This is a genomic window from Pseudomonas sp. URIL14HWK12:I6 (genome assembly GCF_000514195.1).
Classification (GTDB): domain Bacteria; phylum Pseudomonadota; class Gammaproteobacteria; order Pseudomonadales; family Pseudomonadaceae; genus Aquipseudomonas; species Aquipseudomonas putida_A.
In genome coordinates this window covers 203,850-216,802 of sequence record NZ_AZVL01000012.1, presented here as the reverse complement: position 1 = coordinate 216,802, position 12,953 = coordinate 203,850, and the positions used below count along the sequence as shown (strand labels likewise).

The window sequence follows — 12,953 nt, the reverse complement described above, 5'->3', positions numbered from 1 at the left end:
GGTTTATCTACCCGAACTCGGCGAGCTGGATCGCAGGGAGATCGCCGCCTTGGCGGGAATCGCCCCCTATAACGACGACAGCGGTAATCACAGCGGAAAGCGTCAGATTTACGGAGGGAGAGCGCGCGTCAGACGTGCGCTTTACATGTCGTGCTGGGTCGTTATCCGTTGCCAGGCCGACTTCAAGGCCCGTTATGAATCCTTAAGAGAACGGGGCAAGAGCGCGAAAGTCGCGCTCATCGCCTGTATGCGAATACTGCTGATCAGATTGAATGCCATGCTGCGAGACGGCACAGAGTGGCGGTGACGAACGGTGGCAGTAAGACAGTTGCTCCCACATTTGAAATGCGTTCTACCTGTGGGAGCGGGCTTGCTCGCGAAGGGGCCATCAGCCATAGCCACAAAATCAGGACGGTTTCTTCTCGATCCGCAACGCCTTGGCCTTGGCTTCCACCAGCAAATACATCACCACCGTAATCAACAACGGCAACAGAAAATAAATCGCCCGATACGCCAGCAACCCCGCCACCAGACTGCCCCGCGAAGCTTCGTGCTGCAGCAGCGCGACAAACACCGCTTCCAACACTCCAAGCCCCGCCGGAATGTGCGTGATGACTCCGGCAATCGCGCTGATCAACAGCACGCCGAGCACCAACGGATAATCCAGTTTGCTCGGCAGCAGAGTGAAAATCACCGCCGCCATCAGCGACCAGTTCAATGCACCGAGCAGCAACTGCAGCACAGCCATGCGTAGTGATGGCAGGTTGATTTCCACCCCGCGAATCGACCACTCGCGGCGCTTGGAGAACTGGCACGCGGCGAGGTAACCGGCACTCAATAACAAGAGCAGCACGCCGATGCCCTGCAACGCGGCGCTGCTGATTTTCCAGCCCGGCGGCATGCTCACCAGGCCGCTGCTGAACACTACGCCGGCAATCGTCATATAACCGAACCAGTTGGTGGCCAGGCTCAGTCCGAGAATCTTGGCAATGTTGCTTTTACTGACGCCCAAGCGCGAGTACAGCCGATAGCGCATGGCGATTCCGCCGACCCAGGCACTGAGATTGAGGTTGAACGCATAGCTGATGATCCCCACCGGGAGGATCTGCTTCCAGGTCAGGTCCTGACGAATGTAGGTGCGGCCGATCAGGTCGAAACTGGCGTAGGTGAGAAAGCTCAGCAGGGTCAGGCTGGCGGCAATGATCAGCGTGCGCACCTTGAAGTCGGCCAGGGTTTGCAGGACTTCCGCCCATTCGATACGGGTGGCGAACATCGTCAGCAACACGATCAGCGCGAGGAAGAACAGCAACGTCAGTGGGCGTTTCCAGCGACTCCAGCGAGAGTGAGTGGCGGGCGCAGACTGTGCGTGGGAATGGCTCATGACGTGCGCCCCCGAAACGGCTTGAGCCGCGGTTTGTGCGCCGGCAACCATCCGGCCATTGACGGGAAATGCCGCAGGAAGTGAAACACCAGAAACCCTACGGTCATGTGCCAGATCCGTCCTCGCGGGGACATGCTGGCGTCCATCGCCTTGCAGTGGTTCTGGCTCAGGTCTTCGAGGCGCTGAAACAAATGCTGATTGAACGCGCGATCGCGGATCAGCACGTTGGCTTCCAGGTTCAGCGACAGGCTCAGCGGGTCGAGATTGCTCGAGCCGACGGTGCTCCATTCCTCATCCACCAACGCGACTTTGCCGTGCAGCGGGCGCTGGCAATATTCGTGGATCTGCACGCCGGCCTTGAGCAGGTAGTCGTAGGTCATGCGCGCCGCCAGTTTGGCCACCAGCATGTCCGGTTGACCTTGCAGGATCAGCCGCACCTCGACGCCACGGCGCGCGGCGTTGCGGATCTCGCGCAGCAGGCGGTAGCCGGGGAAGAAATAGGCGTTGGCGATCACCACCCGGCGTTTGGCCCGGCGCAATGCGTGCAAGTACACATCTTCGATGTCGGTGTGATGCTGATCGTTGTCGCGAAACACCAGACGTACCTGACCGTCGTGATCGTTGAAAGCCATGTCCGCCCGGCGCTGACGCCGGCGCTGCCACCAGAACCGTGCGCGTCCCGGACGACCACTTTGCAGCAGGGCGAAATGATGGATGTCAGCGACCGCTGGCCCTTGAATCTGCACCGCATAATCCTGTTTCGCCTCGGGGCCGAAATCGGCCAGGTGATCGCCGGAAAAGTTGATCCCGCCAATGAACGCGATCAGTCCGTCGACCACCACAATCTTGCGGTGCAGGCGGCGGAACCAGTTGGTGCGAATGCCCAGGTGCTTGGGCGCCGGGTCAAACATCTGCAGATGCACGCCCGCTTCGCTCAGTGCCGCGAGATAACCGGTGGTCAACTCGCCGCAACCAAAACCGTCGAGGCTGACAGTGGTGCGCACGCCACGCCGGGCGGCGTCGATCAGGATCTGTTGCAACTCTGCACCGACCTTGTCTTCGAAAACGATGAAGGTCTCCAGCAGAATTTCACTCTTCGCCGCACGCATGGCGTCGAACACCCGGGGGAAATATTCCTCGCCGTTTTCCAGCAACTCGACGCGGTTATTGCCCTGCCAGCCGTACTCGACATCGACATGCCCGGGCTCGCGTACCGGCGGGTTGATGCTGATCGGTTCCACGGCGGATTTCTCCAGGGGTGCGCTGCTCATAGTTCGATCTCCACCGATAACGGGACGTGGTCGGAAAGGTGTGACCAAGGCCGGTTGGCCAGGACTTTCGGTTGGCTGGCCTTGAGGTTGCGTACGTAAATACGATCGAGCCGCAGCGTCGGCAGGCGCGCCGGAAAGCTGCGCGCCGGTTTGCCGTGATGCTCGGCGAACACCTCGCGCAGGCCGCAGGGTTCGAGCAGCGCGTCGGCGCGCTGGCGCCAGTCGTTGAAGTCACCGGCGACGATCACCGGCGCGTTATCCGGCAGCTCCGCCAGACGCTCGCCGAGTAGTTTCAATTGCGCATTGCGATGGCTTTCGCGCAGACCCAGATGCACGCAGATCGCATGCACTTCGACGCCATCGCCGGGCAGGCGCAGCACGCAATGCAGCAGTCCGCGGTTCTCGTGGCCGCTGATCGAGACGTCGAGGTTGTCGTGGCGGATGATCTGGAATTTCGACAGCAACGCATTGCCGTGATCGCCCTCCGGATACACCGCGTTGCGCCCGTAGGCGAACTGCGGCCACAGGCTGTCGGCGAGGAACTCGTATTGCGGCATCGTCGGCCAGTTGCTGTAGCGCTTGGGATGATGTTCGTGGGTGCCGTGGACTTCCTGCAGAAACACCACGTCGGCGGCCACGCTGCGCACCGCTTCGCGCAATTCCGGGAGGATGAAACGTCGATTGAGTGCAGTGAAACCCTTGTGTGTGTTGACCGTCAGCACGGTGAAACGACGCACCGACACTTCAACGCTGGTCTGCTCGTCGGTGAACCCGACCGGCTCTGGAATACTCATGCCAGCACCCCTTCGTCAGCCGGTTCGCCGGGGGTGGTGGCGAGCGTTTTATCCAGCTCGAATCGGTGGAGCAAACTGCGCGCGTCGTAGGGCGCGCGGACTTTGATGTCGTTGTCGAAATAACAGAACACTTCGCGGGATTTGCGCGCCCGCGGCTTGAGGCGCGGCGCGATCAGATGCGCATCGCCGGGTTGCCGGCCGTGATGCCAGGCGTCGATGCGTTCAGCCCAATTGTTCAACGCGGCCTCGGTGTAACCGCTGGCGTAAAGCTCTTCGGCACCGTGCAGGCGCAGGTAGACGAAATCGCTGGTGAGGTCTTCGCGGTACGGCCATTTGCCGGCGGTGTCGGCGATCACCAGGGCGGTGTTGTAGCGTTTCAACAAGCGCACGAAGTCGGGGTCGATGAACGTGTCATTGCGCACTTCCACGGCATGGCGCAGCGGTTTTTTGCGCCAGGCTTTGAGGCTGGCGTGGCCGTGCAGATGCGAGTCGTGCTGGCGGGCGAGTGCGGCAGCGGCTTCGGTATCGTGGGGCAACAATGAGAGGAAGTGTTCGAAGCGCTCGGGGTCGAATTTGAAGTTCGGCGGAAACTGCCAGAGGATCGGCCCGAGTTTTTCCTTGAGCTCCAGCACCCCGGAGGCGAAGAAATTCGCCAGCGGTTTTTCGATCTCGCGCAAGCGCCGGACGTGGGTGATGAAGCGTGGCGCCTTGACGCTGAACACGAAGTCGTCGGGCGTTTCGCTGTACCACTGGGCATAACGTTCGGGCCGTTGCAGGGCGTAGAACGATCCATTGATTTCGATGCTGTTGACCGCCCGCGAAGCGAACTGCAATTCGCGTTTCTGCGCCAGTCCTTTCGGGTAGAAATCCCCGCGCCACGGAACGTAGCGCCAGCCGGAAATACCGATGTGAATCGTTGCCATGCCGCCCTCCCGTTGTCAGTCCTCGTACAGCCTGTGTCTGCTGATGACTGCGGGCGGTTCGGGAAAGTTTCGGTGGCGTTACGGACGGTACATCCCTGAGAGCAACACAAAGCTAATGTGGGAGGGGGCTTGCTCCCGAAGGCGGTCGTTCAGTCAACATCAATGGCGACTGATACACCGACTTCGGGAGCAAGCCCCCTCCCACAGGGTTACTCAGTGGCCCGTGAATACTCGGCCTTGAGCCGGTTCGGCATAGGCCGGACCGAGGCGATCCAGTCGACCGCTCCATGCGGTGAGTGCCAGCGCCACCAGCACCACCAGACCACCGATCCACGCCGTGTGAATCAGGCCCAGATGCTCGACGATCAGCCCGCCGCCCCACGCACCACCGGCAATCCCTAGGTTGAACGCAGCAATGTTCAGCCCGGATGCCACGTCCACTGCCTGCGGTGTGTGATGTTCAGCCTGACGCACCACATACACCTGCAACCCCGGCACGTTGCCGAACGCCACCGCGCCCCACACCAGCACTGTCGCCAACGCCAGCCATGGATTGGCGGCGGTGAAGGTCAGCACGAACAGCACGGCGGCGAGCAGGGCGAAGATGATTTTCAGGGCGCTGATCGGCCCGCGCTTGTCCGCCAGTTTGCCGCCCCAGATATTGCCGACCGCCACCGACACGCCGTACACCAGCAACACCAGGCTGACGGTGCCGGCGCTGAAGCCGGAGAGGTCCTGCAGGATCGGCGCGAGGAAGGTGAAGGCGATGAACGAGCCGCCGTAACCGATCGCGGTCATGGCGTACACCAGCAGCAGACGCGGATGTTTCAGCACTTGCAGTTGCTGCAGCAAGGACGCCGGTTTGCTGTGGGCGATGTTGTTCGGCACATACAGCAGGCTGCCGATGAAGGCGATCACACCCAACGCCGAGACGGCGAGGAAGGTTTCGCGCCAGCCGAAATGCTGACCGATGAACGTGCCCAGCGGCACGCCGGTGACCAACGCCACAGTGAGGCCGGTGAACATTATGGCAATCGCGCTGGCAGCTTTTTCCTTGGGCACCAGGCTGGTGGCGATGGTCGAGCCGATGGAGAAGAACACCCCGTGGGCCAGACCCGTGACGATCCGCGCCAGCACCAGCGATTCATAACCCGGCGCCAGCCAGGCCAGCAGGTTGCCGAGGGTGAACAACACCATCAGCGACAGCAGCAACAGTTTGCGCGGGACTTTGCCGGTGAGGGCGGTCAGCACCGGCGCGCCAATGGCAACGCCCAACGCATACAGACTGACCAGCAGCCCGGCTGACGGCAGGCTGACGCCGAGATCGGCGCCGATGGTGGGCAACAGGCCAACGATGACGAACTCGGTCGTCCCGATGGCGAATGCGCTGAGAGTCAGCGCGAGCAAGGCAATGGGCATGACAGCACTCCGTTAGAGGTTTGAATGGAGCGCAGTGTCGGAGTTTGGGTTGTGCGGAAAAATACAGGGTTGGGCATTTGATATTTGCTGCTGGCGCAAATATCCAGCGACTGCCGTGAACCCTGTGGTGAGGGGATTCATCCCCGATGGGTTGCGAAGCAACCCTAAACCGGTCTGCCGATGTCCAGAGGGTGTGAAAGTCGAGCGTTTACGACTGCTGCGCAGCCGATCGGGGATAAATCCCCTCGCCACAGGGGAAGGGTTAATCAGGCAAAAACCGAACTTGTCCGCCATTCACCGATCAGTTCCTTACAGGTTCAGCCAAGAGGGATCGGAGTTTTGATCAAGTTCAGGATCGCCATTTTGCTGGGAGCGCTGCTGTTTCTCGGCGCCAGCGAACTCGAAGCCGCCACGCTGCCGGGTGTTCCGGCCGCTGCTGAAGAACCGGCCAAACCCGAGCCGATTGTGCAGGGTGGTCTGCTCGGCGCGATCAGTTCGAGCATCGACGACGTGCAGGACAAACTCGATCTCAACGAGCATCTAGTCGACGCCTGGCGCCTGCGTGCCGACCGGGCGGCGGATGAGGTCGACAGACTGGTCAACCAGCCGTCGAACCGCTCCGGCTGGAGCGTCGCCGGGGATTTCCTGATGTTGTCCAGCGTGTGGCTTGGCGCCTTCGCGTTGCTCACGGTGCTCGGCAGCCTGCTGGCCAAGCGGCTGAGTCAGGGTCGTTGGCTGCGCACCCGCCAGCGCAGTCAGGATCTGGCGGGTTACCTGCTGCCGTACACCGTGCCGGCGCTGATCTGCCTGCCGCTGACGCTGTACGTCAGCCACTTTCTGCAAGCCTCGGTGGGTCGGGCGCTGGCGTTGTGTCTGGCGTATGCCACCAGCAGCGGGATTTTCTCCACCTCGATGCTGTTGTGTGTGGTGGTGATGTTCAACGTCGGCCACAAACGGCCGGCCGCGCGGATTATCCGCGACTACTGCCCGAAACCGCTGTTCCTGATCGGCTTTCTCGCCGCCCTCAGTGACGCGTTGACCAGTCCACAGATCGCCCGTCAATTAGGCGGCAACATCACCAGCAGCGTTGCGGTGTTCACCGGGTTGATAGCCTCGATCATCTTCGGTCTGTTGGTGATTCGCCTGCGTCGGCCGGTGGCGCACCTGATCCGTAATCGGCCACTGGCGCAACGTCTGAAACAGCCCTCACTGCAGGAGTCGCTGCGGATTTTTTCCGGGCTCTGGTACTGGCCCATCGTGCTGATGGTGCTGGTTTCGGCGGTGAATCTGATTGGTATCGGCGAAGACAATCAAAAGGCCCTGCGCTGTGCGTTGTTCACCACGGTGCTGCTGATCGGCACGGTGTTCCTCAGCACCATCCTCCAGCACCTGTTCAAGTCGCGCAAAGCCGAAGCGATCCAACGCAGCAGCGCCTACAAGGAGCGCTTTCTCAGCCTGTTGCACGCGCTGCTGCGGATCGTCATTGCGATTGCCTTTATCGATATTCTCGGGCGGATCTGGGGCGTTTCACTGCTTGATTTCGCCCAGAGCAGCACGATCGGCCGGGCGATCAGCAACGCGTTGAGCAGCATCGGCCTGATCTTCCTCGTCACCTGGCTGCTGTGGGTGGTGCTCGACACGGCGATTCAGGAAGCGCTGAAACCACCGGTCAGCAAACGCTCGTCGCGCCAGCCCAGCACCCGGGTGAAAACCATCCTGCCGCTGCTGCGCAACGCGATCAAAATCATCCTGGTGGTGATCTGCGCGATTACCACCATGGCCAACCTCGGGATCAACGTTGCGCCACTGTTGGCCGGTGCCGGGGTGGTCGGTCTGGCGATCGGTTTCGGTTCGCAGCAACTGGTGCAGGACGTGATCACCGGGCTGTTCATCATCATCGAGGACACCCTGTCGATCGGCGACTGGGTGGTGCTTGATTCCGGGCACGCCGGCACCGTCGAAGGCCTGACCATTCGCACCCTGCGCCTGCGTGACGGCAAGGGGTTTGTGCATTCGGTGCCGTTCGGCCAGATCAAGGCAGTGACCAACCAATCACGCCAGTTTGCCTACGCATTTTTCTCGGTGCAGTTCACCTACGACACCGACGTCGACAAGGCCATCGAGCTGATCCGCGAGACTGGCGACTCGATCCGTGAAGACCCGTTCCTCAAGTACAACCTGCAAGGGCCGCTGGATGTGTTCGGGGTGGACCGGATGGACCTGAACGGCGTGGTGCTGACGGCGCAGTTCCGTACCGTATCGGGTGGGCAATACGCAGTGAGCCGGGCGTTCAACCAGCGTTTGAAAAAGCTTGTGGATAACAGTCCTGACGTGCATTTCGCGCAGACTTATCCACAGCAGGTCTTGTTGCCCAAGCGGCAGGGTGAGGGGGAGTTGGTGGCGAGCGAGGCGCCACAGGAATCGCGGACCTAAGGCGGGTTTCTGGATAGGGCTACTGGCCCTTTCGCGAGCAGGCTCGCTCCCACAGGTGGAAGGCGCTCAAACTGTGGGAGCGAGCCTGCTCGCGAAGGCGTCAGTTCAGCTCACATCAATGCCGGATCAGCTTGCTCCGCACCTGCTCCATGACCACCTGATCCGGTTCACTCCAGAAAACCTGCTTGCCGGCAATCTCCGCCGCCACCGGCAAGCCATCCCGATACACCAACCGATTACTCACCAACGCTGGCACCTTCGCTCCCGGCAGCAATGTCCCCGCCAGGTTCAATGGATCCACCCCGCACACCGCGATCAAACTGCCGTCATGTGCCCGCCGCCGAACTTCGCGCAGCAACGGAATCGCCTCGGGCAAGGCAAACTGTTCCCCCGCCAGACCACTGACAAAGCGCCCGCCGCGAATCTCGCCACGGGCCTCCAGTCGATGAAACGTGCGCAGCAATTCGCGCCAGCTCGGCAGCCAGTCTGCCTCGCGCTCCAGCAGACGCCAGAACACCACGCCGTAGCGGCGCAGCAACGTCATGGCGAGATGTTCGAGGGTTTCGGGTGATGTCATCTGAGCGCTTTCCAACGGCGGCCCGCGCCGCAACAATGCCCAGCGCCCGGCATCGTCCATGCCACCGACAAACGCCCCGCGCCGGCGTCGACTGCTGTGTTGCTGGCGCTTGCTCGCCGGGGTGATCAGGGCGCGTAAACCGGCGAAGCTGTCGGCGTTTACCAGGCCGGCGCCGACCAGTTCCTGCAAGGCGATTTCCAGCTCGGTGCGCAGCAGATGCGCCTCGTGAATCAACTCATCGAAAAACAGCGCGCCGTGCTGACTCAGCGCCTCGTAGACCTTTTGCGTTTTCGCTGACAGTTCGCTGACCGGCGTTTGCTCGGCCAGCGCACTCCACAACCCGACCTGACTGCGCGGCAGCAACACGATCGGCGTGCTGCGCAACGCCGTGCCGCTGACTTTCTGCCGGGCGCTGAGGCGCGTCCACACCAGTTTGCCGTTGCGGCACAGGTCATCCAGCCAGCTCGGCGAGTAGTCTTTCAGGCGCGCCGGGAGAATGTCGCTGTCCCACGCCGAAGCCGCTGCCGGGTAACCTTCAAACTGGCCGACAATCGCCGGCAACACCGCGCTGCCCTGAGCGCGCGTAGCGGAGGACAGATGCTGCCAGTCGAACAGAAAACGCATGAAATCCTGCAACGCCACCGGCTCGATTTCCCGGCGCAAACGCTTGACCGTGTAGCGATGAATGCGCGCCAGCAGATGCCGTTCACACCATTCCTCAACCGTCGCGCCCGGGGTGAATTTACCGCGCAGCACGTAGCCTTCGCGCTCCAGTTGCGCGAGGGCCTGATTGACCTGCGGTATCGGCAACACGAGTGGTTCGGCAATGGCGGCTAACGGCAGCGGGCCAAATGCGCCCAGTCGCGCGCGGAGCACTTCGACCAGCGCTTCCTCTAACGTCCAAGGTTCGTTGAAACCGGGCAAGGCCTCTTGCTGCGGTTGCAGCGTGGCCTGTGGATAAAGCGCCAACAGGCAGGTCAGGCGTTCTCGCGCCAGCCACAACGAGCCAGGCTGTGGATGTGTAGTGACTGTGAGGCCGTCTTCGCGAGCAGGCTCGCTCCCACAGTTGACAGTGTTCCAACTGGCGGAACGCGGTTGAATGTGGGAGCGAGCCTGCTCGCGAAGCTTTTCTTTTGCCGTTACTGGCGGAACGGCCAAGCGGCAGGCGCGACCGCTCGCAGTCAGCGCGTCAAGCCATTCGCGCCAGTGTTCGCCAGCCTGAACTTCAAGGTCGCTGATGCAGGCAAGGCTCATCATCGCCTCGTGCATTTCATCGATGTTGGCCGGCGTCGGCCATGCCTCTTCACGCACCGCGTTGATGGCGTCTGCGTCCAGCGCACCGAGATCATCAGTGGACTGCGGATCGCTCCAGCGCCGGTTGATCACCGCTTGGGTGCGACGTTCCTCCAGCGGTGCATCGTCGAGAAAGCTGTACGGCCGCGCGCTGAGAATTTCTGCCGCCAGCGGTGACGGCGCCGGCAGATCGCGGCTGATTAACCGCACCTCGTCACTCTCCATGCGCCGCAGCAGATTGAGCCAGCCGTCGCTGTCCATGGCCTCGTGCAGGCAATCGTCGAGAGTCTGTTCAATCAGCGGATGCTCGGGAATTTCCCGTTCACCGGCGAGGTTTTCCAGGCATGCGATCTGGTCGGGGAACACGCTGGCAATCAGGTCTTCGCTTTTCATCCGCTGCAACTGCGGCGCGACTTTGCGCCCGCCGGTAAAACGCGGCAACGCCAGCGCTACCCCGGCATTCCAGCGCCAGCGCACGCCGAACAACGGCGCGTCGAGAATCGCATGAATCAGGATGTGCTCGGCGCTGTTGCTGTGCAGGTAGCGCCAGACGTCGTCCAGTTCGAAACTGTGGCTGGTGGACAGCGACAACACGATCGCATCCTCACTGGCGGCAGCCTGCAACTCGAAATTGAACGTGCGGCAGAAACGCTTGCGCAGCGCCAAGCCCCAGGCGCGGTTGATGCGGCTGCCAAATGGCGAATGGATGATCAACTGAGTGCCGCCGGACTCATCGAAAAACCGCTCCATCAGCAGCGTGTCCTGTGAGGGCAGGGCGCCGAGGGTCAGGCGTGCGCGGGCGAGATAGTCCACCAGTTGTTCGGCGCTGGCGCGGTTCAGGCCAAGGGTCTGGGTCAGCCAGTCGAGCGCCGGTTGCAAGTCACCCGGGCTGGCGCCGAGCAGTTCGTCGAGGGTCGCTTGCAGCCGCGCCACCGCCGCAGACAATTCATCGCTGCGCCCCGGGGCTTCGCCGAGCCAGAACGGAATGGTCGGCGGCTGGCCCTGAGCATCCTCGACCCGCACCTTGCCGGTTTCAACCCGCAGGATTCGGTAGGAGGTGTTGCCGAGCTGGAACACATCACCCGCGATACTTTCCACGGCAAAGTCTTCGTTGACGCTGCCGATGTTCAGGCCTTGCGGTTCGAGCAGCACGCTGTAATCGGCGTTGTCGGGGATGGTGCCGCCACTGGTCACGGCGGTCAGTCGCGCGCCACGACGGCCACGCAGAGTGCGGCTGACCGCATCGCGGTGCAGGTAGGCACTGCGGATGCCCTGACGACCGTTGTAGCCTTCAGCGAGCATCGCCAGCAGCGCTTGATAGTGTTTTTCGTCGAGATCGCGGTAGGGCGAGGCTTGGCGGAATAGCGCCAGCAGCGCGTTTTCCGCCCATTCCCGGCAACTGACTTCGGCGATGATCTGCTGCGCCAGCACATCCAGCGGCGCCTCGGGGATGTGCAGGGTGTCGAGTTCGCCACGGCGCACGCAGTCGAGCAGGGCGGCGCACTCGATCAGGTCGTCGCGGGTGGTGGCGAACAAGCGGCCCTTGGGCGTGCCGCCGACTTGGTGCCCGGAGCGCCCGACCCTTTGCAGAAAGCCGGCAATCGAACGCGGCGAGGATATTTGGCAGACCAGATCGACTTCGCCGATATCAATGCCCAACTCCAGCGACGCAGTGGCGATCAGCACTTGCAGTTCGCCACGCTTGAGCCGCTGTTCGGCGTCGAGGCGGAATTCTTTGGCCAGGCTGCCGTGATGCGCGGCCACCGCGTGTTTGCCCAGCCGTTCGCTGAGGTGTCGGCTAAGGCGTTCGGCCAGGCGCCGGGTGTTGACGAAAATCAGCGTGGTGCGGTGTTCGCGGGCCAGTTCGGCGAGCCGGTCATAAACCAGTTCCCAGACGTCGTTAGCCATCACTGCCGACAACGGCACCGGCGGCACCTCGATGCCCAGATCCCGTGGCCGGGCGTGGCCGATGTCGATGATTTCGCAGGGGCGATCGGTGCCTACCAGAAACCGTGCCACGGCATCGATCGGCTTTTGCGTGGCGGACAAGCCGATGCGGGTCAAGGGTTCGGCACACAGCGCCTGCAGGCGTTCGAGGCTCAGCGCCAGATGACTGCCGCGTTTGCCAGCAGCGATGGCGTGGATCTCGTCGATGATCACCGTGCGCGTGCTGCCGAGCATTTTGCGCCCGGACTCGGAGCCGAGCAGCACGTACAGCGATTCCGGAGTGGTCACCAAGATGTGCGGCGCACTTTTGCGCATGGCGACGCGGTCTTTTTGCGGGGTGTCGCCGGTGCGCACCGCCGTGGTGATCTGCAGTTCGGGCAGGCCCGTCTGGCGCAACTGCTCGGTGATTCCCGCCAGCGGGTTCTGCAGGTTGATGCGGATGTCGTTGGACAACGCCTTGAGCGGCGAAACGTAGACCACCAGGGTTTCGTCGGGCAGGCCGTCGGGGTTTTCCAGACCCCGGTGGACGAGATCGTCGAGCACCGCGAGGAAGGCGGTGAGGGTTTTGCCGGAGCCGGTGGGCGCGGCGATCAGTGTCGAGCGGCGCTGGCGGATCAACGGCCATGCGCGGGCCTGGGCGGCGGTGACCGTCGGGAAGGTGCTGCTGAACCAGGCGCTGACGGCGGGGTGAAAGCCTGCCAGGGCGGCGTCCTTGAGGATGGGCAGATTCATGGCTCAAGTTATGCGGGTGGGGGCGGCAAGATGCAAGTACCGCTGGGATCTTCAGCGTTTGGCCGGGCCTCTTCGCGAGCAAGCCCGCTCCCACAGTTGACCACATTCCCCTGTGGGAGTGGGCTTGCTCGCGAAGAGGCCTGCTGCAACGCCACAAATGCCAGGGATCTACACTTTACGGGT

At 62.3% G+C, this 12,953-nt stretch carries 8 protein-coding genes; 2 read left to right on the top strand and 6 right to left on the bottom strand.

The window, feature by feature from the left end; genetic code table 11:
* A partial coding sequence (locus H043_RS29180) for a transposase (RefSeq protein WP_143503110.1) occupies positions 1-307 on the top strand: 307 nt, incomplete at its 5' end.
* 99 nt (positions 308-406) lie between these two features.
* Here H043_RS29180 and H043_RS0117675 read toward each other — a convergent pair.
* The 5 genes from H043_RS0117675 to H043_RS0117655 form a co-directional block, all read right to left on the bottom strand.
* Positions 407-1,381 carry a lysylphosphatidylglycerol synthase domain-containing protein gene (locus H043_RS0117675; protein WP_027612952.1) on the bottom strand — a complete coding sequence of 325 codons (975 nt, stop codon included), beginning with the start codon at positions 1,379-1,381 and terminating at the stop codon, positions 407-409.
* On the bottom strand, positions 1,378-2,652 hold the full coding sequence (gene clsB, locus H043_RS0117670; protein WP_027612951.1) for a cardiolipin synthase ClsB: 1,275 nt from the start codon (positions 2,650-2,652) through the stop codon (positions 1,378-1,380). Before clsB ends, H043_RS0117675 begins: the two co-directional genes overlap by 4 nt.
* Entirely contained in the window at positions 2,649-3,446 is a 798-nt protein-coding gene (locus tag H043_RS0117665; RefSeq protein WP_027612950.1) for an endonuclease/exonuclease/phosphatase family protein, read from the bottom strand. The genes clsB and H043_RS0117665 overlap by 4 nt, the downstream gene beginning before the upstream one ends.
* Positions 3,443-4,369: a DUF72 domain-containing protein gene (locus H043_RS0117660; RefSeq protein ID WP_027612949.1), complete on the bottom strand. Its 927-nt coding sequence runs from the start codon at positions 4,367-4,369 to the stop codon at positions 3,443-3,445. The genes H043_RS0117665 and H043_RS0117660 overlap by 4 nt, the downstream gene beginning before the upstream one ends.
* Positions 4,370-4,582: 213 nt before the next feature.
* A complete protein-coding gene (locus H043_RS0117655; protein WP_027612948.1) occupies positions 4,583-5,788 on the bottom strand; it encodes an MFS transporter in 1,206 nt (401 codons plus the stop codon).
* Between the two features lie 339 nt (positions 5,789-6,127).
* Between H043_RS0117655 and H043_RS0117650 the strand changes: the two genes are divergently transcribed.
* Positions 6,128-8,221 carry a mechanosensitive ion channel family protein gene (locus tag H043_RS0117650; RefSeq protein ID WP_027612947.1) on the top strand — a complete coding sequence of 698 codons (2,094 nt, stop codon included), beginning with the start codon at positions 6,128-6,130 and terminating at the stop codon, positions 8,219-8,221.
* Positions 8,222-8,336: 115 nt separating this feature from the next.
* Here H043_RS0117650 and H043_RS0117645 read toward each other — a convergent pair whose 3' ends face one another.
* Complete coding sequence (locus H043_RS0117645) at positions 8,337-12,770, bottom strand: DEAD/DEAH box helicase (protein WP_027612946.1); 4,434 nt, start codon at positions 12,768-12,770, stop codon at positions 8,337-8,339.
* Positions 12,771-12,953 lie beyond the last annotated feature (183 nt).